This is a genomic window from Streptomyces sp. NPDC101160 (assembly GCF_044768205.1).
Classification (GTDB): Bacteria; Actinomycetota; Actinomycetes; order Streptomycetales; family Streptomycetaceae; genus Streptomyces.
The window spans coordinates 116,647-136,728 of the sequence record NZ_JBIWPJ010000013.1; the positions used below are offsets into that span (position 1 = coordinate 116,647).

Genomic DNA, 20,082 nt, shown 5'->3' on the forward strand with positions numbered 1-20,082 from the left:
GCCCGCTGCCTGAGCCCGCCGCCTCAGGCGCTGCGAGCGCCTGCGAGCGCCTGTGAGCGCCCGCTACGACCGGGCGACGACCGGGTTGCCGGTCAGCGCCACGCCCGCCTGCCGCAGCTCCTCCATGGCCCGGTCCGTGGTCTCCTGCGCCACCGCGGCCGTCAGGTCGAGCAGCACCCGGGTGTGGAAGCCCTCACGGGCCGCGTCCAGGGCCGTGGCGCGCACGCAGTGGTCGGTGGCGATGCCGACGACGTCGACCTCGGTCACGTTGCGGGCACGCAGCCAGTCGGCGAGCGTGCTGCCGTTCTCGTCGCGCCCCTCGAAGCCGCTGTACGCGGCCTCGTAGGCGCCCTTGTCGAAGACCGCGGCGATCGCGCCGCTGGCGACGGCGGGCGCGAAGTTCGGGTGGAAGCCGACGCCCTCGGTGCCGGCCACGCAGTGCCGCGGCCACGAGGTGAGGTAGTCCGGCTCGTCGGAGAAGTGGGCGCCCGGCTCGACGTGGTGGTCGCGGGTGGCGACGACGTGCTGGTACGCGGCCCCCGCCGTCTCCCCGACCAGCTCGGTGATGGCGGCGGCGACGTCCGCGCCGCCGGCCACCGCGAGGCTGCCGCCCTCGCAGAAGTCGTTCTGAACGTCCACAACGATCAATGCGCGGTGCATGGCGGGTGTCCTTAGCGAGGCGTCGGCGGGGTGGTCCTGGGAATGGGGTCGAGCCTAGAGACTTCCCCCTCCCTTAGGGAGGGGGCGCTCTGAGGCATTGCGTGCGCCTTGCTCAGGCGTACTCGGTCGGCAGCACCGGCTCGCCGCGCGACAGCTGCATCGCCGACAGCGGCAGTGCCGCCCGCGCCGCGATGTGGCGGGCGCGGGCCGCCTCCAGGGGCTCGCGGGCCACCACGTCGCCGCCCTTGACCAGCTCGACCAGGAGCTGGCGGTCGACGAGCTCCGGCGGGACCGGTCCGGTGCCGATCACCTCGGCCTCGGCGACGCCCTCGGCGTCCGTGCGGCGCGCGGCCCACTTGCGGCCGCCGACCGACGCCTTGCCGCCCAGCGACTTCTTCGCGACCGGGACCAGCGGGGCCTTCGGGTCGGCCGAGGAGGCCCGGGCGACCAGCTTGTAGACCATCGAGCAGGTGGGGTGGCCGCTGCCGGTGACGAGCTGGGTGCCGACCCCGTACGCGTCGACCGGCGCGGCCGCGAGCGAGGCGATGGCGTACTCGTCGAGGTCGGAGGTGACCACGATCTTGGTGTCCCGCGCGCCCAGCTCGTCCAGCTGCGCCCGCACCCGGTGCGCGACGAGCAGCAGGTCGCCGGAGTCGATCCGGACGGCGCCGAGCCCGGTGCCGGCCACCTCGACGGCGGTACGGACGGCCTCGGTGACGTCGTAGGTGTCGACGAGCAGGGTCGTACCGCTGCCGAGCGAGTCGATCTGGGCGCGGAAGGCGTCGCGCTCGGTGTCGTGCAGCAGGGTGAAGGCGTGCGCGGAGGTGCCCACGGTCGGGATGCCGTAGCGGAAGCCGGCGGCGAGGTCGGAGGTGGAGTCGAAGCCGCCCACGTAGGCGGCGCGCGAGGAGGCCACGGCGGCCAGCTCGTGGGTGCGGCGGGCGCCCATCTCGATGAGCCGCCGGCCGCCGGCGGCGACCGACATGCGCGAGGCGGCGGCCGCGATGGCGGAGTCGTGGTTGAGGATCGAGAGGATCACGGTCTCCAGGAGCACGCACTCGGCGAAGGTGCCCTCGACGCGCAGGAGCGGCGAGCCGGGGAAGTACACCTCGCCCTCGGGGTAGCCCCAGATGTCGCCGGAGAAGCGGTAGCGGGAGAGCCATTCGAGGGTCGGCTCGTCGACGATGTCGCGCTCGCGCAGGAAGCCGAGCACGCCCGCGTCGAAGCGGAAGTTCTCGACGGCGTCCAGGACCCGCCCGATGCCCGCCACCACGCCGTAGCGCCGCCCCTCGGGCAGCCGGCGGGTGAAGACCTCGAAGACGGACCTGCGGTCCGCGGTGCCGGCCCTGAGGGCCGCCTGCAGCATGGTCAGCTCGTACTGGTCGGTGAAGAGCGCGGTCGACGGCACGTCCACCGGCAGCCCAAGGTCCGCAGCGTTCATGTGATGATGCTAGCGCAGTATTCGTCAGTTTGACGAATACTGCGCCGAGCGGCGGCCGAGCGGGGGGTCGGTTGGTGCGACGCCCCCTGTCAGGTGGCAGCATGGGGTAAGTGAGCGTTGCGCCTATCGAGATCGAACGGACCGAATCGGCCGAGGAGGTCTCCGCCGTCGTCGAACCCGACGTGCCCTGGGTGACCCTCGTCCACAACGACCCGGTCAACCTGATGAGCTATGTCACCTACGTCTTCCAGGCGTACTTCGGCTACTCCAAGGACAAGGCGCACAAGCTGATGCTCGACGTGCACAACAAGGGCCGCGCGGTGGTCTCCAGCGGCACCCGCGAGGAGATGGAACGGGACGTGCAGGCGATGCACGGCTACGGCCTGTGGGCGACCCTCTCGCAGGACCGCGGCTGATGGCGGGGCGCTTCGAGAGCCTGCCCGGCGGCGGCGCGGCCGTCGCGCTCGACGAGGTCGAGGTCTCCATCCTGCGCTCGCTCGCGGTCCAGCTCATGGAGCTGATCGGCCCGGGCGACGAGCCGGTCGCGGGCGAGGACCCGCTGGCCGCGCTGTTCGCCGAGGGTCCGAGCGAGCCGCCGTCCGACCCGGCCCTGCGCCGGCTCTTCCCCGACGCGTACGGGGACGACACGGACGAGCTGCGCCAGGCCGCCGCGGACTTCCGCCGGTTCACCGAGAACGACCTGCGGGCCCGCAAGCGCGACGACGCCCTGACCATGGTCCGCAGCCTCGACTCGCTCGCCTCCGACTCGGCGGCGGCCGGCGAGGGCGGCGGCGGGATTCTCAAGCTCACCGTCGACGAGTCCCGCGCCTGGCTCGGCGCGCTCAACGACCTGCGGCTGACCATCGGCACCCGGCTGGAGGTCACGGAGGACGACGAGAGCGAGCAGCTGTACCGGCTGCCGGACGAGGATCCGCGCAAGCCGATGGTGATGGCGTACCTGTGGCTGGGCGGGCTGCAGGAGACGCTCGTCGAGACGCTGATGCCGTAGCCGGCGGCGTAGTGGATCCGGTTGTTCCGGTACTGGGGTCGGGCGTTCGGAGTGTGTTCGCTCAGCGGACGCTCAAATCCGGATAACGAATACGTTATCCAAGTGCCTCTTCTGGCGTCTTGAATCACCTTTGTCCGGATTTTTTTGTGGTGCGCGTCACGCGCATACCCACCGATCACGGTTAAGCGCGTGATAAATCTTCACGACCGCCCGGGGACGCCACCCCTGTCCCCGGAGGCGCTTTGACCGGCTGACCGCCGGTGGCACTCCATTCCACATCCGGGGGGATCAGGACCTGATCCGCAGCACAGACGGCCGAGCCGGCCGGTGCGCGGATCAGCATGGAGAAAGGCGCACCACCATGACCTCAGTGCAGGTCGATCAGCAGCACGACGGCAATGAGGCCGCGGACTCCGCTCCGGCCGAGGGTTATCACCGGGCACTCGGCGCCCGTCAGATCCAGATGATCGCGATCGGCGGCGCCATCGGCACCGGTCTCTTCCTGGGCGCGGGCAAGGGCATCTCCATCGCGGGACCGAGCCTGATCCTCGCGTACGCCACCGCGGGCCTCGTCATCTTCTTCATCATGCGGGCGCTCGGCGAGCTCCTCATGTACCGCCCCGTGTCCGGCTCCTTCTCGGAGTACGCACGCGAGTTCATCGGCCCCTTCGCGGGCTTCGTGACCGGCTGGACGTACTGGCTCTTCTGGGTCGTCACCGGCATCACCGAGGTCACCGCCGCGGCCACCTACATGACGTACTGGTGGGACATCCCGCAGTGGCTGTCCGCCCTCGTCTTCACCGTCATCCTCTACGCCGCCAACCTGATCTCCGTGAAGCTCTTCGGCGAGCTGGAGTTCTGGTTCTCGATGGTCAAGGTCACCGCGATCGTCGGCATGATCCTGATCTGTGCCGGCATCCTCACCCTGGGCTTCTCGGACGCCGGTGACACCGCGTCCCTCACCCACCTGTGGGACCTGGGCGGCTTCTTCGCCGGCAAGAACGGCATCTTCTCGACCCTGATGACCCTGCAGATGGTCATGTTCGCCTTCCTCGCCGTCGAGCTGGTCGGCGTCACCGCGGGCGAGTCCAAGGACCCGAAGACCGTCCTGCCGAAGGCCATCAACACCGTGCCGTGGCGCATCGCCGTCTTCTACGTCGGCGCGCTGATCATGATCCTGTCGGTCGTCCCGTGGACCGCCTTCAAGCCGGGCGTCTCCCCGTTCGTCGAGGCCTTCGAGCGGATGGGCCTCGGCATCGGCGCCGCGATCGTCAACTTCGTCGTCCTGACGGCCGCGCTCTCCTCCTGCAACTCGGGCATGTACTCCACCGGCCGCATGCTGCGCGACCTCGCGCTCAACGGCCAGGGCCCGAAGGTCTTCACCAAGCTGACGAAGTCCGGCACCCCGCTGGTCGGCACCACCGTCTCGGCCGCGCTCATGCTGGTCGGCGTCGGGATCAACTACCAGTGGCCCGGCGAGGCGTTCAACTACGTCGTCTCCTTCGCCACCATCTCCGGCATGTGGGCCTGGATCGTCATCCTCGTCTGCCAGATCCGCTACCGCCTCAAGGCCGACCGCGGCGAGCTGCCCCAGTCCTCCTTCAAGGCCCCGGGCGGCATCTGGTTCAGCGTCTTCTCGCTCGCCTTCATCGGCATGGTCATCGTGACGATGGGCATGGACAAGGACAACCGGGTCGCCCTGTACGGCGCGCCGGTGTGGGGCCTGATCCTCGCGGTCTCGTACCTGGCGCTGAAGGCCCGCAACCCCGAGGGCGCCGCCTTCGCCAAGCGGTCCTGACCTGCACTTTCTCAGTATTCGGGCCGTCTCGTACCAAACCTCGGTACGGGGCGGCCCGTCTGCTTATCCTGTCGGCATGCTGACCATCACCCGAGCCCTGTACGACCAGATCGTGGAACACTCCCGCGCGGACCACCCCGACGAGGCATGCGGCGTGGTCGCGGGGCCGGTCGGCGAGGGCCGCCCGGAGCGCTTCATCCCGATGCTGAACGCGGCGCGCTCGCCCACGTTCTACGAGTTCGACTCCGCCGACCTGCTCAAGCTGTACCGCGAGATGGACGACCGGGACGAGGAGCCCGTGATCATCTACCACTCGCACACCGCGACCGAGGCGTACCCGTCCCGTACGGACATCTCGTACGCCAACGAGCCGGGCGCCCACTACGTCCTCGTCTCCACCGCCGACACCGACGGCGCGGGCCCCTTCCAGTTCCGCTCGTACACGATCGTCGACGGCGTCGTCGAGGAGGAAGAGGTCAAGGTCGTCGAGGCGTACGAGTGATCGCACGGCACTGAGCGCGGGCCCGGACCCTGCCGGGCCCGTCCGTCAGGCGAACGCGATCCGTCCGTGATGTGAGATCACATTCCGGAACCCGGACCGGGAATCGATACGATGAGCGCATGGTTTCCCACGACGTGAGCGAAGAGACGCCGGGCGCACCCCTGCTCGTGGCGCGGCTGCACGTCGACCTGTGCCGCCTCGCCAGCGCGATGTGTCCGCCGCGCGCTGCGCTCTGAACCACCTGCCGTCAGGCCCGAGCGCACCCGAACGCCGAGTACGTCCGAGTACGACCCCCCGCGCGGGGGCCAGAGCCGCGCGCCCTACCGCCGCCCCTTCCGACAGGAGCCCACGACATGGCCATCGAGGTCCGCATCCCGACCATCCTCCGCACCTACACCGACGGCGCCAAGGCCGTCGAGGGCAGCGGTGACACCCTCGGCAAGCTCTTCGCCGACCTGGAGTCCCGCCACCCCGGGATCGAGGCCCGCATCGTCGACGGCGGCAAGCTGCGCCGCTTCGTCAACGTCTACCTGAACGACGAGGACGTCCGCTTCCTCGACGGCATCGAGACCAAGCTCGCCGACGGCGACAGCGTGACGATCCTGCCGGCCGTCGCCGGCGGCATGGTCTGAGCGGCCTGATCCCGATGCGTTACGACTCTCCGCTGGCGGCGGTCGGCAACACGCCGCTGGTCCGACTGCCCCGGCTCTCCCTGTCGGACGACGTCCGCATCTGGGCCAAGCTGGAGGACCGCAACCCCACCGGCTCGGTCAAGGACCGCCCCGCGCTCCACATGATCGAGCAGGCGGAGAAGGACGGCCGGCTCACTCCCGGCTGCACGATCCTGGAGCCCACCAGCGGCAACACCGGCATCTCGCTCGCCATGGCGGCCAAGCTCAAGGGCTACCGCATCGTGTGCGTCATGCCGGAGAACACCAGCGAGGAGCGCCGTCAGCTGCTCGCCATGTGGGGCGCCCAGATCATCTCCTCGCCGGCCGCGGGAGGCTCCAACACCGCCGTCCGCGTCGCCAAGGAGCTGGCGGCGGAGCACCCCGACTGGGTGATGCTCTACCAGTACGGAAACCCGGACAACGCGGGCGCCCACTACGCCACCACCGGCCCCGAGATCCTCGCCGACCTGCCCTCCGTCACGCACTTCGTGGCGGGCCTCGGCACCACGGGCACGCTCATGGGCGTCGGCCGCTACCTGCGCGAGCACAAGCCCGACGTCAGGATCGTCGCCGCCGAGCCGCGCTACGACGACCTCGTCTACGGCCTGCGCAACCTCGACGAGGGCTTCGTCCCCGAGCTCTACGACGCCTCCGTCCTCACCACCCGCTTCTCCGTCGGCTCCGCCGACGCCGTCACCCGCACCCGCGAACTCCTCCAGCAGGAGGGCATCTTCGCCGGCGTCTCCACCGGCGCCGCCCTGCACGCGGCCATCGGTGTCGGGAAGAAGGCCGTCAAGGCCGGCGAGAGCGCCGACATCGTCTTCGTCGTCGCCGACGGCGGCTGGAAGTACCTCTCGACGGGCCTCTACACCGCCGCGACGACCGAAGAGGCGATCGCCGCGGTGCAGGACCAGCTCTGGGCGTAGCCCGAGCCCGCACACGTACGAAGCCCGGGGGCCGGAGCCCCCGGGCTTCGTGGTGTCCGGCCCCGCGTGCCTGCCGTCGTGCTCACCGCGCCAGATGCCGCACCTGGTCCCACACCACCGGGTCAGCCGTCCCCACCCGCCGGCGGAAACCCCACACCGGGACGTCGCGCAGCTCGTCCGTCTCCAGGAAGCTCGGGCGGCCCTGGGCGTCGCCCACCGAGCCCGGCGGCAGGGCGATGACGCCCGGGCGTTCGTCGTGGTACTTGCTGGTGATCTTGACGACGAGCGCGGTGTCGTGGCGCAGGGCCAGGACCAGACAGGGGCGGTCCTTGGCGCCGGGTCCGTCCTCGTACGGGACCTCCGCCCACCAGATCTCACCCGCGCGCGGCAGCCGCGCCGGCGCCTGCGCGCGCCGGGCGGGCGGGGCCGCGCGGGCCGGCCGGGCGGGGCGGGCCGGGCGGCCCGGCGGGCGGCCGCGCCCCGCGGGGCGACGGGTCCCGGCCGAGCGCCGCCGGCCCCCGGCGAGCACCGCGACGAGCGCGACCACCACGGCCGCGACGAGCGCGGGCCACCACGACATGTCCATACCTCAAGAAGGTACCGGCGCGCCGCTCACCCGGCCGCGTCGCCCCGCCATCCATCCGAACCGGTGACAGAGCCCGTGAGTTCGCCCACAACGGGCCGCCACGGAGGAGCGACCGGCCGCCACGCGCCGTACGCTCGACAGACCGCACGACCTCCCCTCTCAGCGCGCTTTCCGCTCCCGTACACGGAGGTTCACGCTCCATGAAGCTCACCGTCGTCGGCTGCTCAGGGTCGTTCCCGTCCGCGGATTCGGCCTGCTCGAGCTACCTCGTCGAGGCCGACGGCTTCCGGCTGCTCCTCGACATGGGCAACGGCGCCCTCGGCGAGCTGCAGCGCCACATCGGTCTGTACGACCTCGACGCGATCTTCCTCAGCCATCTGCACGCCGACCACTGCATCGACATGTGCGGCTATTTCGTCGCCCGCTACTACCGCCACGAGGGCGGCCGATGCGACGCGATCCCCGTCTACGCCCCCGAGGGCGCGGAGCAGCGGCTGACCACGGCGTACGCGGACACGCCGTCGCCCACCTCGATGCGCGAGGTCTTCGACTTCCACACGCTGAAGTCGGGCTCGTTCGAGATCGGCCCGTTCTCCGTGCGCACGGAGAAGGTGTGCCATCCGGTCGAGGCGTTCGGCATCCGCGTCGAGCACGGCGGCCGCGCGCTCACGTACTCCGGCGACACCGGCGTCTGCGACGCGCTGCACGAGCTGGCCGAGGGTGCGGACCTCTTCCTCTGCGAGGCGTCCTTCACCCATGGCAAGGAGGACATCCCGGCCCTCCACCTCAACGGCCGCGAGGCCGGCGCGCACGCCGCCCGCGCCGGGGTGCGCCGCCTGGTCCTCACTCACATCCCGCCGTGGACGGACGGCGAGCGGAACCTGGCGGACGCGCGCGAGGTGTACGGGGGGCCGGCGGAGCTGGCGTACACGGGCGCCACGTACGAGATCTGAGCCGTACGAGATCCGGCGGTACGAGATCTGAAAAAGCGGGAAGTCCCCCGGAACCAGGTGGTTCCGGGGGACTTCCCGTCGTACGAGGTCGCACGGGGTCGTACGACGTGAGGCTCACGCCTTGGTGAGGTCCTCGACCTCCTCGTCGGGCTCGCGGCCCGGCGTCGGCAGGTTGAACTTGGTGATCGCGAAGCGGAACACCACGTAGTAGATCGCCCCGAAGACCAGACCGATCGGGATGATCAGCCACGGCTTCGTCGCGAGGTTCCAGTTCAGGCCGTAGTCGATGAGGCCGGCCGAGAACGTGAAGCCCGCGTGGACGCCGAGCGCCCAGGTCACGGCCATCGAGAGCGCGGTGAGGACCGCGTGGATCGCGTACAGCAGCGGCGCGATGAACATGAACGAGAACTCGATCGGCTCGGTCACGCCGGTGACGAACGAGGTCAGGGCGAGCGAGATCATCATGCCGAGGACGGCCTTGCGGCGCTCCGGGCGGGCGGAGTGCGCGATGGCGAGCGCGGCGGCCGGCAGGCCGAACATCATGATCGGGAAGAAGCCCGACATGAAGAGTCCGGCGCTCGGGTCACCGGCGAAGAAGCGGTTCAGGTCGCCGTGCACGACGTCGCCGGAGGCGTTGGTGAAGTCGCCGATCTGGAACCAGGAGACGGTGTTCACGAACTGGTGCATGCCGACCGGGATCAGCGCGCGGTTGATCAGACCGAACAGGCCCGCGCCACCGGCGCCCAGGCCGGTCATCCACTCGCCGAAGCTGGAGATGCCCTCGCCGATCGGCTCCCAGACCAGGCCGAAGAAGACACCGACGGCGGTGCCGACGAAGGCCATGATGATCGGGACGAGCCGGCGGCCGTTGAAGAAGCCGAGCCAGTCGACGAGCTTGGTGCGGTGGAACCGCTGCCACAGCACGGCCGCGATCAGACCCATGACGATGCCGCCGAGGACACCCGGGTTGTTGTACGTCGCGGCGACGTCGACGCCCTTGTTGGCGGTCGTGTTGACGACGGCCTCGGTGACCGGGAACGCCTTCAGCACGTTGCTGTAGACCAGGAAGCCGACCAGCGCGGCGAGGGCGGTGGAGCCGTCGGCCTTCTTGGCGAAGCCGATGGCGACGCCGATGCAGAAGAGCAGCGGCAGGTTGTCGAAGACCGCGCCGCCGGCGGTGGCGAAGACGGAGGCGACCTTGCCCCACCCGAGGCCGTCGGCACCGAACACGTCGGGCTGGCCGAGACGGAGCAAGATACCCGCGGCCGGCAGCACGGCGATCGGCAGCTGCAGGCTGCGACCGACCTTCTGCAGGCCCTGGAACAGGCCGGATCCGCGCTTCTTCGCGGGAGCGGCGGCCTGGGCGGTGGCCGTACTCATCAACTTCCTCCAGTAGGCAAGGCGCCGCCAGAGGACAGTGAAAGGGGGTGACGGCGGCGTCTCGTGGAACGCGGTGGTCTGGACCGCGTGGTCTACACCATTAACTGGTGTAGACCTGTTGTAGCACGTGTGACTTAGATAAGGAACCTGTGAATTCTGTGCACTGAGCCATAGCCGGTCACGGGACGACGAAAGGCCCCCGGACCACGAGGTCCGAGGGCCTGTCCGAGCAGGGCTTACGCCTTGGTGACGTCCCGCTCGATCTCCTCCGCCAGCTCCTCCGGCTCGCGGCCCGGCGTCGGCAGGTCGAACTTGATGATCGCGATCCGGAAGATCGCGTAGTAGACGACGGCGAAGCACAGGCCGATCGGGATGATCAGCCACGGCTTGGTCGCGAGCCCCCAGTTGATCACGTAGTCGATGAGGCCGGCCGAGAAGCTGAAACCGTCGTGCACGCCGAGGCCCCAGGTCACCGCCATCGACACGCCGGTCAGGAGTGCGTGGATCACGTAGAGCGCCGGCGCGATGAAGAGGAACGAGTACTCGATCGGCTCTGTGATGCCGGTGACGAACGAGGTCAGGGCGACCGACAGCATCATGCCGCCGACCTCCTTGCGCCGGTGCGGCCTGGCGCAGTGTGTGATGGCGAGGGCGGCGGCCGGCAGCGCGAACATCATGATCGGGAAGAAGCCGGAGAGGAACTGCCCGGCGTCCGGGTCGCCCGCCAGGAACATGGTGATGTCGCCGTGCACCACCGTGCCGTCCGGCTTGGTGTAGGAACCGAACTGGAACCAGATCGGCACGTTCAGGAACTGGTGCAGGCCGATCACGAGCAGCGCGCGGTTCGCGATGCCGAAGATGCCCGAGCCCCAGGCCCCGAGCCCGACCAGCCAGTCGCTGAAGTTCTCCAGGCCGTCGCCGATCGGCGGCCAGATCCACAGGCAGAGCGCGGCGAAGAGGATGCCGACGAAGGCCATGATGATCGGCACGAGCCGGCGCCCGTTGAAGAAGCCCAGCCAGTCGACCAGCTTCACCCGGTGGTAGCGCTGCCAGAAGAAGGCCGCGAGCAGGCCCATGACGATGCCGCCGAAGACGCCCGGGTTCTGGTACGTGTACCCGGCGAAGGTGTCGTTCGGGCCGAGGCAGCCGCCGCCGATGTCCCTCGTACCCGCCGGGCAGGCCTTCGGGAAGGCGTGCAGCACGCCCCGGTAGACGAGGAAGCCGGCCACCGCCGCGAGGGCCGTCGAGCCGTCCGCCTTCTTCGCCATGCCGATGGCGACGCCGATGCAGAAGAGCAGCGGCAGACCGAGGTCCGAGTCGAGCAGCGCGCCGCCGGCTCCTGCCATCACCTTGGCGACGTCGTCCCAGCCCAGGCCCTCGGAGCCGAAGACGTCCGGCTGGCCGAGCCGGCCGATGATGCCGGCCGCCGGGAGCACCGCGATGGGCAGCTGGAGGCTGCGGCCCATCTTCTGCAGCCCCTGGAAGAAGCCGCCCCACGACACCTTCCTCTGCCGTGCGGCCGGCGCGCTGTCGCTACTCATCGGCGTCCTCCCTCGGCGCTGCGGTTGCATACTGGTGTAGACCAGTTGGGGTAGGCTCCGGAGGTGCCAGAGGGCAGGCCGCCGGTGATCGTCATCATTCGGCAGAACGGCGGTATGCGCTCGCGAGGTTGGGCCAACCGTGGGTTACCGTGACAAAGCGGACCACCGGTGCGCAGAACGGACAGGGAGAAGCACATGGCCAGCAAGGCTGAGAAGATCGTCGCCGGCCTCGGCGGCATCGAGAACATCGAAGAGGTCGAGGGCTGCATCACCCGCCTCCGCACCGAGGTCATCGACCCGTCCAAGGTCGACGACGCCGCGCTCAAGGCCGCCGGCGCCCACGGCGTCGTGAAGATGGGCACCGCCATCCAGGTCGTCATCGGCACCGACGCGGACCCGATCGCCGCCGACATCGAAGACATGATGTGACGCACCCTGATCAGTCTTGATCCGAGCAGCTGACACCAGCTGCGGAAGGGCCCGTTCCGGCAGGGGAACGGGCCCTTCGCTCATGCGGCTACGCTCGTCGTATGTCTCGCATCGACGGCCGTACCCCCGAACAGCTCCGCCCCGTCACCATCGAACGCGGCTGGAGCAAGCACGCCGAGGGCTCCGTCCTCATCTCCTTCGGCGACACCAAGGTCTTCTGCACCGCCTCCGTCACCGAAGGCGTGCCGCGCTGGCGCAAGGGCAGCGGGGAGGGCTGGGTCACCGGCGAGTACTCCATGCTCCCGCGCTCCACCAACACCCGCGGCGACCGCGAATCCGTCCGCGGCAAGATCGGCGGCCGCACCCACGAGATCTCCCGTCTCATCGGCCGCTCGCTGCGCGCCGTCATCGACTACAAGGCGCTCGGCGAGAACACCATCGTCCTCGACTGCGACGTCCTCCAGGCCGACGGCGGCACCCGCACCGCCGCCATCACCGGCGCGTACGTCGCCCTCGCCGACGCCGTCGCCTGGGCCCAGAACAAGAAGCTCGTCCGCGCCGGCCGCAAGCCCCTCACTGGCACCGTCGCCGCCGTCTCCGTCGGCATCGTCGACGGCACCCCGCTCCTCGACCTCTGCTACGAGGAGGACGTCCGCGCCGACACCGACATGAACGTCGTCTGCACCGGCGACGGCCGCTTCGTCGAGGTCCAGGGCACCGCCGAGGCCGAGCCCTTCGACCGCAAGGAGCTCAACGCGCTCCTCGACCTGGCGTCCGGCGGCTGCGCCGAACTCGCCGAGATCCAGCGCAAGGCGCTCGAAGGAACTCTGTAGCACCGCGGCGCATCTGCACTGATACGGGCGCACGGGCCGAACCGTGCGCCCCGTCCACACCCCGGGGGGACCTGTTCATATGAAGCACCGCCGCACCCTTGCCCTCGCCGTCTCCACGGCAGCCGCACTCGGCACGCTCGTCGGCTGCGGCGCGCTCGACAAGGCGATGGACTGCGTCAACACCGCCGACGCCATAGCGACCTCCGTCAGCAACCTCCAGCAGGCCGTCAGCAACGCCTCCAACGACCCGACCCAGATCGACGAGGCCCTGAACAGCATCGACACCGAGCTGGGCAAGATCAAGAACACGACGGACAACGCCGACCTCTCCAAGGCCGTCGACGACCTGAACAAGGGCGTCGACTCCGTCCGCACCGCCGTCAAGAACGGCGACACGACCCCCGACCTCACGCCGATCACGTCCGCGGCCACCGAGATCGGCAAGGTCTGCACCCCGTAGATACTGGGTGCCATGACCCGTCTGATCCTCGCCACCCGCAACGCGGGCAAGATCACCGAACTCCACGCGATCCTCGCCGACGCCGGCCTCGACCTCGAACTCGTCGGCGCGGACGCGTACCCCGAGATCCCCGACGTCAAGGAAACCGGCGTCACCTTCGCCGAGAACGCCCTCCTCAAGGCCCACGCCCTGGCCCGGGCTACCGGCCTGCCCGCCGTCGCCGACGACTCCGGCCTCTGCGTCGACGTCCTGAACGGCGCCCCCGGCATCTTCTCCGCCCGCTGGTCCGGCACCCACGGCGACGACAAGGCCAACCTCGACCTGCTGCTGGCCCAGCTCTCCGACATCGACGACGCGCACCGGGGCGCCCACTTCGCCTGCGCGGCGGCGCTCGCCCTCCCGGACGGCACGGAGCGGGTCGTCGAGGGCCGCCTGCCCGGCACCCTCCGCCACGAGCCGGTCGGCACGAACGGCTTCGGCTACGACCCGATCCTGCAGCCGGAGGGGTACGACGTGACGTGCGCCGAGCTGACGCCCGAGCAGAAGAACGCGATCAGCCACCGCGGCAAGGCGTTCCGGGCGCTGGCGCCCGTCGTACGGGAACTGCTGTCGTAGGGCTTCGTCGACGCGGGCGGGCATCAGACTGCCGTACGTGTTCCGAGTGCGGCCGGGGGGACTCGAACCCCCACGGGTGTTAACCCACTGGGACCTAAACCCAGCGTGACTGCCAATTCCACCACGGCCGCTCGCTGCCCGGTCATGCTACTGGCCGGGCGGCCCCGCTCACAGACCAGGGATCAGATCCCGAGGTCCTTGATGATCTTGGCGACATGGCCGGTCGCCTTGACGTTGTAGAGGGCGCGCTCGACCTTGCCCTCCTCGTCGACGACGACGGTCGAGCGGATCACGCCCGTCACCACCTTGCCGTAGAGCTTCTTCTCGCCGAAGGCGCCGTACGCCTCCAGGACCTTCTTCTCCGGGTCGCCGACCAGGGTGACCCTGAGGTGCTCCTTCTCGCGGAACTTCGCCAGCTTCTCCGGCTTGTCGGGGGAGACGCCGATGACGTCGTAGCCCGCGCCGGCCAGCAGGTCGAGGTTGTCGGTGAAGTCGCACGCCTGCTTGGTGCAGCCCGGGGTGAGGGCGGCGGGGTAGAAGTAGACGATGACCTTGCGGCCCTTGTGGTCCGCGAGGGAGACGTCGTTGCCGTCCGCGTCGGGCAGGGTGAAGGCGGGGGCGGTGTCGCCGGGCTGCAGTCGCTCGCTCATGGCTGGCTCTCCTCGGGAAGTTCACGTACGCGATCCGAGCCTAACGGGGGTCGGGGACGACCCGCGGGCGGCTGAGCTGACAGACTGTTCACCAACGGTCGGAAACGACCGGAACGCAGACCGTAATACCAGACCGAAATACTGGGTCACCGGAAGACCGGAAGACCGGACACACGACTACGACGGAGGCAGCGCGGTGTCGGACGTCAGGACCCCTGCGGAGATCGAGGCGGACATCGTCCGCCGGCGCGACCAGCTCGCCGTCACGCTCGACGAGATCGGCGTCCGGCTGCACCCGAAGACGATCGTCGGCGACGCCAAGGCCAAGGTCGCGGCCCAGATCGACCACACCGTGGGACGCGCCTTCGTCTCCGTGAACCGGGTCGTCTCGGACGTGAAGGCCCGCTTCACCGACGAGGAGGGCGCGCCGCGCCTGGAGCGTGTGGTGCCGGCGGCGCTCGTCGCCGTCGCCGTCATCGGGCTGATCGCGACCTCCCGCAAGCGCAAGGGCTGACACGGGCGGAGAGAGCGGACCAGGTAGGTTCGGACCGTGAGCGACAACACCCACGACAAGCTGCCCATCCGGATGCTGCACGACCGCGTCCTGGTCCGGACCGACACCCCCGAGGGTGAGCGGCGCTCCGGCGGCGGCATCCTGATCCCCGCGACGGCCGCCGTCGGCCGCCGGCTGGCCTGGGCCGAGGTCGTCGCGGTCGGGCAGAACGTCCGCACCGTCGAGATCGGCGACCGGGTCCTGTACGACCCCGAGGACCGCGCCGAGGTCGAGGTGCGGGGCACGGCGTACGTCCTGATGCGCGAGCGTGATCTGCACGCGGTCGCCGCGGACCGCTTCCTGGGCGCCTCCGACTCGACCGGGCTGTACCTGTAGCAGCTCCATCTGTAGCGGCTCCATCTGTAGCAGTAGGACCACGAAGGGCCTGGTGACAGTGGTCACCAGGCCCTTCACCTTGCCTTTGTCTTTGCCTGCTCTTTGCTAGCCTGGAAGGACCCCGACGAGACGCGCCGTACCGGGTTCACGACAAGACGACGCACCCCTGTTGATCACTCCGATCGCTCTGATCCGTCTCGCGGAGGTTCGTCGTCATGGCCTGGGTTCTTCTCGTTCTCGCCGGTGTGCTCGAAGTCGGCTGGTCCATCGGCATGAAGTACACCGAGGGCTTCACCCGGCTGTGGCCCAGCGTCCTCACCGTGGCCGGGATCGTCGCCTCGATGGCGCTCCTCGCCCAGGCCACCAGGACCCTGCCCATCGGCACCGCCTACGGAGTCTGGGTCGGCATCGGCGCGGCCGGTGCGGCGGTGCTCGGCATGGTCGTGCTCGGCGAGCCGGCGACCGCCGCCCGGATCTTCTTCGTGTGCCTGCTGCTCGTGGCCGTCGTCGGCCTCAAGGCGACGTCCGGCCACTGACGGAAGCCGGAGCGGGGGCGGGGACCGGCACGGAAGGCGGTACGGGCGGGGGAGGCGGTACGGGCACGGGCATGGGCGCGGGCGCGTCCGGTGCCGGCGGCCGCACCGCCTCCCGGGGCGGCTCCTGCCTCGCGGGCGCCGACGGGTTCCACTCGCGTGCCCCGTCCCGTACCCCCGCCCGGGGAGCCGTACCGCCCGCGCCGTTCGCCCCGCGACCGCGCTGCGGCCCCTCGTATCCCCCGCCCGGCCCGCCAGGCCCGTACGGGAGGTCCGGCGCCGGCGGTTCCTCCGCGCCCGCCATCAGCCGCAGGTCGAAGTCCTTCGCCGGCACCCCGGCCAGCGCGTCGCGGGTGAACTGCGCCCAGATCTCGGCGGGCGCCCCGCCGCCGTTGACGCGGGTCTGGCCGAGCGCCCCGTACAGCGGCAGCTGGCGGCCCGTCTGCGGGTCCTGGCCCATCATCGCGACGACGGTGGCCAGCTCGGGCGTGTAGCCGGCGAACCAGGCCGCCTTGTCGTCCTCCGCCGTGCCGGTCTTGCCCGCCGCGGGCCGCCCGGCGGAGAGGGCGGTGGTGCCGCTGCCGCCCTCGACGACGCCGCGCAGCACGGCGGTGGTGGTGTCGGCGGCCTCGCGGTCGACGGCCTGGACGCCCTGGGCGCCCTGGCCGGACGGGAGTTCGAGCTCCTCGCCGTCCCGGGAGACCTTGTCGACAAGTGTGTACGTGGCGTGCCGGCCGTGGTTCGCGAGCGTCGCGTACGCCTGCGTGAGGTCCAGGACGCTGGCGGTGGCCGGGCCGAGCGCGATGGACGGGGAGGCGTTGAGGTCGGGCGTGCGGGGCGGCAGACCGAGGGCGACCGCGGTCTGCCGGACCCGGGCCGGGCCGACGTCGACGGCCATCTGGGCGTACACGGCGTTCACCGACTGGTCGGTGGCGGTGCGGACGGTGATCTCGCCGTAGTTGATGTCGTCCTCGTTGGCCGGGTCGTAGGCGGCGCCGGTCCAGCCCTGCACCGGGCGCCGGTTGTCGCCGTCGTAGACGGTGTTGGGGGTGATCCGCTCGCCTTCCTGGGTCTGCGCGCCGTGCTGGAACGCGGCGGCGAGCACGAAGGGCTTGAAGGTGGAGCCGACCTGGTAGTCGCGCCGGGTGGCGTTGTTGACGTACTGCCGGGTGTAGTCGATGCCGCCGTAGAGGGCGACGACCCGCCCGCTCGCCGGGTCGATCGAGGCACCCCCGATCCGTACCCACCTGTCGGCGGGGTGGCGCTCCGGGTCGAGCTTCGACGTCACGCGGTCCTCGACGGCCTGGACGAGGGCCTCCTGCTTGTCCGGCTCCAGGGTGGTGGTGATGCGGAAGCCGCCGGCGGCCAGGGTCTTGTCGTCGATGATGCCGTGCTCGGTGAGGTACTGCTCGACGGCCTGGACGAGGTAGCCGCGCTGTCCGGAGAGCCCGGCGGAGGGGCGCATCGGGTGCGGGGCCGGGAAGACGGCGGCGGCGCGGTCCGCGCGGCCGAGCCAGCCCTCCTTGACCATGCCGTCGAGGACGTAGCGCCAGCGGGCGAGGGCCCGGTCGCGGTTCTCGGGGTGGCTGGCGACGTCGTAGGCGTTGGGCGCGTTGAGGAGGGAGGCGAGGTACGCGCCCTCGGCGGTGTCGAGGTCCTTGGCGTCCTTGCCGTAGTAGGCGCGGGCGGCGGCCTGGATGCCGTAAGCGTTGCGCCCGAAGTAACTGGTGTTCAGATACCCCTCCAGGATCTCGTCCTTGGACTTCTCGCGGCCGAGTCTGAGCGCGATGAAGAACTCCTTGGCCTTGCGGGTGAGGGTCTGTTCCTGGCCCAGGTAGTAGTTCTTGACGTACTGCTGGGTGATCGTGGAGCCGGACTGGCGGCCCTTGCCGGTGAGGGTGTTCCAGGTGGCCCGGAGCATGGCGCGCGGGTCGACGGCCGGTGAGGTGTGGAAGTCCCGGTCCTCGGCGGCGAGCACGGCGTGCTGCACGGGGAGCGGGACGCGCGCGAGGCTCACGTTCTCGCGGTCGACCTCGCCGGCGCGGGCGATCTGGGAGCCGTCGCGGTAGAGGAACAGGTTGGACTGGGCGACCGCGGTGGCGTTGGCGGCCGGGATGTCCACGAGGAGGTAGCCGGCGACGAGGCCGCCGAGGAGGAGGAGGGTGCCGAGGACGGCGAGGCCGAGGAGGCGCTTGAGGATCCGCAGGACGAGGCGGGGGCGCCGTCCGGGCGGCCGGGGCGCGGGGACGGTGGGGTCCCGGGGCTCCCAGGCCGCGGCCTCGGGCGGCAGTACCTCGCTCGTACCGGATGAGCTTGCACCGGATGTATGGGACATAGCATCCCATCTTGCATGTATCGGACGGGAAAACCGTTCGCGGCGACACGGGAAATCCGCTCGACACCTTCCAAGACGGAGGTATCGGGGGGAACTCCGCGTGCGACGGAGGAGTCAGTCATGTAGGGAGGTGAGGTGATGGTCAGCTTCACGTACACGGCGGCGGACGAGGAGAAGAGCAGGGGCGTCCGCCGGATGAAGGCGATGGCGACGGGCCTGCTGGCGCTGGTGGCGGTGGTGTACGCCCTGGCGACCTGGGCGAAGTCGTCCGGAGCCGGGGGCTGGGCGGGCTATGTCGCGGCGGCGGCCGAGGCCGGCATGGTCGGCGCGCTGGCCGACTGGTTCGCGGTGACGGCCCTGTTCCGGCGCCCGCTGGGCCTGCCGATCCCGCACACCGCGATCATCCCGACGAAGAAGGACCAGCTGGGCGCCTCGCTCGGCGCCTTCGTCGGCGAGAACTTCCTCTCCGCCGACGTCGTACGCGGCCGACTGCGCGGCTTCGCCATCGCCCGCCGCCTCGGCGCCTGGCTGGCCGACCCGGAACACGCGGACCGGGTGACGTCGGAACTCGCGGTGGCGCTACGCGGCGCCCTGACGGTGCTGCGCGACTCCGACGTCAAGGCGGTCGTCGGCGAGGCGATCACCCGTCGGGCCGAGGCGGCCGAGATCGCCCCGGGCCTCGGCAAAACCCTGGAACGCATGGTGTCCGAAGGAGCCCATCACCGGGCGGTGGACCTGATCTGCGTCCGCGGCCACGACTGGCTGGTGACGCACCGTGAGTCCGTGATGGCGGCGATCGAGGGCGGAGCCCCGGGCTGGACCCCCCGCTTCGTGGACCGCAGGGTGGGCGACCGCGTCTACCGCGAACTCCTCCGCTTCGTGACCGAGATGCGCGACATGCCGTCCCACCCGGCCCGCGGCGCCGTCGACCGCTTCCTGCGGGACTTCGCCGCCGACCTCCAGTCCGACACGGACACCCGCGCGCGGGTCGAGCGCCTGAAGTCCGACATCCTGGCCCGCCCCGAGGTGCAGGACATCATCGCCTCCGCCTGGTCCTCCGTCCGCGACCTCCTCCTCGCCGCCGCCGACGACCCCCAGAGCCAACTCCGCCGCCGCGCCCGCGCCTCCCTCGTCTCCCTGGGCACCCGCCTCTCCACCGACACCCGCCTCCAGTCCAAGGTCGAAGGCTGGTCGGAAGACGCGGCGGCCTACGTCGTCACCACCTACCGCACCGAGATCACCTCCCTGATCACCGACACGGTCGCCGGCTGGGACGCCACCCAGACCTCGAAGAAGATCGAGGCCAACATCGGACGGGACCTTCAGTTCATCAGGATCAACGGCACGGTGGTGGGAGCGCTGGCGGGACTGCTGATTTACACGGTGAGCCACGTGCTGGGCGGGTGAGCCCCTGCTTGGTGCCGCGAGTCAGCGCGCGGTGCGGGTCACTCCGCGTTGCGGGTGACGGCATACGCGGCGCCGGCCATGGCACCGGCCACGGAGAACACCGCGGGCCACGCCCCGATCTTCTTGGCGAGCGGGTGCGACCCGGCGAACGCGGCCACGTAGGCCCCGGTCAGCGCGGCGGCCGCCTTCGCCCCCGCGGCCTGCTGCCACTCCCGCGCCGCCACCCCACCGGCCACGGCCAGTACGACCCCACCCAGCGGCCGCTTCTTGGTCCAGCGGGCTACGGCGTATCCACCGACGAGCCCGGCGGCGGCGATGGCGGGGGAGAGGTTGCGGGTGCTGGGCATGGCAACGGTCCTTTCATACGACAACGGTCTGAGACCGAGCCTAACGAGCAGCAGCCGTGGCTCGCTCGAGCAGGCCACTTCAGGGCACCGATACGGGAAGTAATGGTCAGCTGTTGC

The 20,082-nt window shown here is 70.4% G+C and carries 24 protein-coding genes, 1 tRNA gene and 1 riboswitch; of the genes, 16 read left to right on the forward strand and 9 right to left on the reverse strand.

Translation table 11 applies throughout. The features are described 5' to 3' along the window. Nucleotides 1-63: 63 nt before the first annotated feature. Together ACIRSU_RS34345 and ACIRSU_RS34350 are read right to left on the reverse strand one after the other, a co-directional pair. Nucleotides 64-660 carry an isochorismatase family protein gene (locus ACIRSU_RS34345; protein ID WP_403800860.1) on the reverse strand — a complete coding sequence of 199 codons (597 nt, stop codon included), beginning with the start codon at nt 658-660 and terminating at the stop codon, nt 64-66. A 112-nt stretch (nt 661-772) separates the two neighbouring features. Next, nucleotides 773-2,101, reverse strand: coding sequence for a nicotinate phosphoribosyltransferase (locus tag ACIRSU_RS34350; protein WP_403800862.1), 1,329 nt, complete (start codon nt 2,099-2,101; stop codon nt 773-775). Between the two features lie 110 nt (nt 2,102-2,211). Here ACIRSU_RS34350 and clpS point away from each other — a divergent pair, with 110 nt between their 5' ends. From clpS to ACIRSU_RS34385, 7 genes are all read left to right on the forward strand, one after another. Next, nucleotides 2,212-2,517, forward strand: a complete 306-nt coding sequence (gene clpS, locus ACIRSU_RS34355; protein WP_352080754.1) for an ATP-dependent Clp protease adapter ClpS — start codon at nt 2,212-2,214, stop codon at nt 2,515-2,517. Next, complete coding sequence (locus ACIRSU_RS34360; protein ID WP_403800864.1) at nt 2,517-3,110, forward strand: DUF2017 domain-containing protein; 594 nt, start codon at nt 2,517-2,519, stop codon at nt 3,108-3,110. The genes clpS and ACIRSU_RS34360 overlap by 1 nt, the downstream gene beginning before the upstream one ends. A 361-nt stretch (nt 3,111-3,471) precedes the next feature. Beyond that, the gene (locus ACIRSU_RS34365) at nt 3,472-4,908 is read left to right on the forward strand and encodes an amino acid permease (protein ID WP_403800866.1); all 1,437 of its coding nucleotides are present in this window, start codon (nt 3,472-3,474) and stop codon (nt 4,906-4,908) included. A gap of 76 nt (nt 4,909-4,984) precedes the next feature. After that, a complete protein-coding gene (locus tag ACIRSU_RS34370; RefSeq protein WP_403800867.1) occupies nt 4,985-5,410 on the forward strand; it encodes a Mov34/MPN/PAD-1 family protein in 426 nt (141 codons plus the stop codon). Nucleotides 5,411-5,529: 119 nt separating this feature from the next. Further along, nucleotides 5,530-5,646, forward strand: a complete 117-nt coding sequence (locus ACIRSU_RS34375; RefSeq protein WP_403800870.1) for a putative leader peptide — start codon at nt 5,530-5,532, stop codon at nt 5,644-5,646. A 117-nt stretch (nt 5,647-5,763) separates the two neighbouring features. Next, complete coding sequence (locus tag ACIRSU_RS34380) at nt 5,764-6,042, forward strand: MoaD/ThiS family protein (protein WP_403800873.1); 279 nt, start codon at nt 5,764-5,766, stop codon at nt 6,040-6,042. A gap of 14 nt (nt 6,043-6,056) precedes the next feature. Then, a complete protein-coding gene (locus ACIRSU_RS34385; RefSeq protein ID WP_403800876.1) occupies nt 6,057-7,007 on the forward strand; it encodes a PLP-dependent cysteine synthase family protein in 951 nt (316 codons plus the stop codon). A gap of 82 nt (nt 7,008-7,089) precedes the next feature. Here the strand turns inward: ACIRSU_RS34385 and ACIRSU_RS34390 are convergent, their stop codons facing one another. Further along, nucleotides 7,090-7,593 carry a type II toxin-antitoxin system PemK/MazF family toxin gene (locus ACIRSU_RS34390; RefSeq protein ID WP_403800877.1) on the reverse strand — a complete coding sequence of 168 codons (504 nt, stop codon included), beginning with the start codon at nt 7,591-7,593 and terminating at the stop codon, nt 7,090-7,092. A gap of 200 nt (nt 7,594-7,793) precedes the next feature. Here ACIRSU_RS34390 and ACIRSU_RS34395 point away from each other — a divergent pair, with 200 nt between their 5' ends. After that, entirely contained in the window at nt 7,794-8,546 is a 753-nt protein-coding gene (locus ACIRSU_RS34395) for an MBL fold metallo-hydrolase (RefSeq protein ID WP_403800880.1), read from the forward strand. Nucleotides 8,547-8,660: 114 nt separating this feature from the next. On the opposite strand, the gene ACIRSU_RS34400 is transcribed toward ACIRSU_RS34395, so the two are convergent. Both ACIRSU_RS34400 and ACIRSU_RS34405 read right to left on the reverse strand, forming a co-directional pair. After that, complete coding sequence (locus tag ACIRSU_RS34400; RefSeq protein WP_403800882.1) at nt 8,661-9,926, reverse strand: PTS transporter subunit EIIC; 1,266 nt, start codon at nt 9,924-9,926, stop codon at nt 8,661-8,663. Nucleotides 9,927-10,162: 236 nt separating this feature from the next. Continuing rightward, nucleotides 10,163-11,467, reverse strand: coding sequence for a PTS transporter subunit EIIC (locus ACIRSU_RS34405; protein ID WP_403800886.1), 1,305 nt, complete (start codon nt 11,465-11,467; stop codon nt 10,163-10,165). A 195-nt stretch (nt 11,468-11,662) separates the two neighbouring features. Here ACIRSU_RS34405 and ACIRSU_RS34410 point away from each other — a divergent pair, with 195 nt between their 5' ends. From ACIRSU_RS34410 to rdgB, 4 genes are all read left to right on the forward strand, one after another. After that, the gene (locus ACIRSU_RS34410) at nt 11,663-11,896 is read left to right on the forward strand and encodes a glucose PTS transporter subunit EIIB (RefSeq protein ID WP_389206627.1); all 234 of its coding nucleotides are present in this window, start codon (nt 11,663-11,665) and stop codon (nt 11,894-11,896) included. A gap of 101 nt (nt 11,897-11,997) precedes the next feature. Then, nucleotides 11,998-12,729 carry a ribonuclease PH gene (rph, locus tag ACIRSU_RS34415; RefSeq protein WP_403800889.1) on the forward strand — a complete coding sequence of 244 codons (732 nt, stop codon included), beginning with the start codon at nt 11,998-12,000 and terminating at the stop codon, nt 12,727-12,729. A 79-nt stretch (nt 12,730-12,808) separates the two neighbouring features. Beyond that, complete coding sequence (locus ACIRSU_RS34420; protein WP_403800892.1) at nt 12,809-13,189, forward strand: hypothetical protein; 381 nt, start codon at nt 12,809-12,811, stop codon at nt 13,187-13,189. 12 nt (nt 13,190-13,201) lie between these two features. After that, nucleotides 13,202-13,804, forward strand: a complete 603-nt coding sequence (gene rdgB / locus ACIRSU_RS34425; protein WP_403800895.1) for an RdgB/HAM1 family non-canonical purine NTP pyrophosphatase — start codon at nt 13,202-13,204, stop codon at nt 13,802-13,804. A gap of 47 nt (nt 13,805-13,851) precedes the next feature. Here rdgB and ACIRSU_RS34430 read toward each other — a convergent pair. Both ACIRSU_RS34430 and bcp read right to left on the reverse strand, forming a co-directional pair. Next, nucleotides 13,852-13,935, reverse strand: a tRNA-Leu gene (locus ACIRSU_RS34430). A 51-nt stretch (nt 13,936-13,986) separates the two neighbouring features. Continuing rightward, a complete protein-coding gene (gene bcp / locus ACIRSU_RS34435) occupies nt 13,987-14,454 on the reverse strand; it encodes a thioredoxin-dependent thiol peroxidase (protein WP_403800898.1) in 468 nt (155 codons plus the stop codon). 196 nt (nt 14,455-14,650) lie between these two features. Here bcp and ACIRSU_RS34440 point away from each other — a divergent pair, with 196 nt between their 5' ends. The 3 genes from ACIRSU_RS34440 (at nt 14,651) to ACIRSU_RS34450 (ending at nt 15,879) form a co-directional block, all read left to right on the forward strand. Then, entirely contained in the window at nt 14,651-14,968 is a 318-nt protein-coding gene (locus ACIRSU_RS34440) for a DUF3618 domain-containing protein (protein WP_403800900.1), read from the forward strand. 36 nt (nt 14,969-15,004) lie between these two features. After that, complete coding sequence (locus ACIRSU_RS34445; protein ID WP_403800903.1) at nt 15,005-15,343, forward strand: GroES family chaperonin; 339 nt, start codon at nt 15,005-15,007, stop codon at nt 15,341-15,343. A gap of 94 nt (nt 15,344-15,437) precedes the next feature. After that, nucleotides 15,438-15,508, forward strand: a riboswitch (guanidine-III (ykkC-III) riboswitch). A gap of 50 nt (nt 15,509-15,558) precedes the next feature. Continuing rightward, nucleotides 15,559-15,879, forward strand: a complete 321-nt coding sequence (locus ACIRSU_RS34450) for a DMT family transporter (protein WP_403800906.1) — start codon at nt 15,559-15,561, stop codon at nt 15,877-15,879. Here ACIRSU_RS34450 and ACIRSU_RS34455 read toward each other — a convergent pair. Further along, nucleotides 15,857-18,211 (reverse strand): transglycosylase domain-containing protein, encoded by a 2,355-nt coding sequence (locus ACIRSU_RS34455; protein WP_403800909.1) that lies wholly within the window; start codon nt 18,209-18,211, stop codon nt 15,857-15,859. The genes ACIRSU_RS34450 and ACIRSU_RS34455 overlap by 23 nt on opposite strands. 138 nt (nt 18,212-18,349) lie before the next feature. On the opposite strand from ACIRSU_RS34455, the gene ACIRSU_RS34460 reads away from it, so the two are divergent. Next, nucleotides 18,350-19,618, forward strand: a complete 1,269-nt coding sequence (locus tag ACIRSU_RS34460) for a DUF445 domain-containing protein (RefSeq protein ID WP_403800912.1) — start codon at nt 18,350-18,352, stop codon at nt 19,616-19,618. A 38-nt stretch (nt 19,619-19,656) separates the two neighbouring features. On the opposite strand, the gene ACIRSU_RS34465 is transcribed toward ACIRSU_RS34460, so the two are convergent. Continuing rightward, complete coding sequence (locus tag ACIRSU_RS34465) at nt 19,657-19,965, reverse strand: hypothetical protein (protein ID WP_403800915.1); 309 nt, start codon at nt 19,963-19,965, stop codon at nt 19,657-19,659. Nucleotides 19,966-20,082 lie beyond the last annotated feature (117 nt).

Coding starts and splice junctions, on each gene's coding strand:
- ACIRSU_RS34345 (WP_403800860.1), bottom strand. CDS start 660: ATGCACCGCGCATTGATCGTTGTGGACGTTCAGAACGACTTCTGCGAG.
- ACIRSU_RS34350 (WP_403800862.1), bottom strand. CDS start 2,101: ATGAACGCTGCGGACCTTGGGCTGCCGGTGGACGTGCCGTCGACCGCG.
- ACIRSU_RS34360 (WP_403800864.1), top strand. CDS start 2,517: ATGGCGGGGCGCTTCGAGAGCCTGCCCGGCGGCGGCGCGGCCGTCGCG.
- ACIRSU_RS34365 (WP_403800866.1), top strand. CDS start 3,472: ATGACCTCAGTGCAGGTCGATCAGCAGCACGACGGCAATGAGGCCGCG.
- ACIRSU_RS34370 (WP_403800867.1), top strand. CDS start 4,985: ATGCTGACCATCACCCGAGCCCTGTACGACCAGATCGTGGAACACTCC.
- ACIRSU_RS34375 (WP_403800870.1), top strand. CDS start 5,530: ATGGTTTCCCACGACGTGAGCGAAGAGACGCCGGGCGCACCCCTGCTC.
- ACIRSU_RS34380 (WP_403800873.1), top strand. CDS start 5,764: ATGGCCATCGAGGTCCGCATCCCGACCATCCTCCGCACCTACACCGAC.
- ACIRSU_RS34385 (WP_403800876.1), top strand. CDS start 6,057: ATGCGTTACGACTCTCCGCTGGCGGCGGTCGGCAACACGCCGCTGGTC.
- ACIRSU_RS34390 (WP_403800877.1), bottom strand. CDS start 7,593: ATGGACATGTCGTGGTGGCCCGCGCTCGTCGCGGCCGTGGTGGTCGCG.
- ACIRSU_RS34395 (WP_403800880.1), top strand. CDS start 7,794: ATGAAGCTCACCGTCGTCGGCTGCTCAGGGTCGTTCCCGTCCGCGGAT.
- ACIRSU_RS34400 (WP_403800882.1), bottom strand. CDS start 9,926: ATGAGTACGGCCACCGCCCAGGCCGCCGCTCCCGCGAAGAAGCGCGGA.
- ACIRSU_RS34405 (WP_403800886.1), bottom strand. CDS start 11,467: ATGAGTAGCGACAGCGCGCCGGCCGCACGGCAGAGGAAGGTGTCGTGG.
- ACIRSU_RS34410 (WP_389206627.1), top strand. CDS start 11,663: ATGGCCAGCAAGGCTGAGAAGATCGTCGCCGGCCTCGGCGGCATCGAG.
- rph (WP_403800889.1), top strand. CDS start 11,998: ATGTCTCGCATCGACGGCCGTACCCCCGAACAGCTCCGCCCCGTCACC.
- ACIRSU_RS34420 (WP_403800892.1), top strand. CDS start 12,809: ATGAAGCACCGCCGCACCCTTGCCCTCGCCGTCTCCACGGCAGCCGCA.
- rdgB (WP_403800895.1), top strand. CDS start 13,202: ATGACCCGTCTGATCCTCGCCACCCGCAACGCGGGCAAGATCACCGAA.
- bcp (WP_403800898.1), bottom strand. CDS start 14,454: ATGAGCGAGCGACTGCAGCCCGGCGACACCGCCCCCGCCTTCACCCTG.
- ACIRSU_RS34450 (WP_403800906.1), top strand. CDS start 15,559: ATGGCCTGGGTTCTTCTCGTTCTCGCCGGTGTGCTCGAAGTCGGCTGG.
- ACIRSU_RS34455 (WP_403800909.1), bottom strand. CDS start 18,211: ATGTCCCATACATCCGGTGCAAGCTCATCCGGTACGAGCGAGGTACTG.
- ACIRSU_RS34460 (WP_403800912.1), top strand. CDS start 18,350: ATGGTCAGCTTCACGTACACGGCGGCGGACGAGGAGAAGAGCAGGGGC.
- ACIRSU_RS34465 (WP_403800915.1), bottom strand. CDS start 19,965: ATGCCCAGCACCCGCAACCTCTCCCCCGCCATCGCCGCCGCCGGGCTC.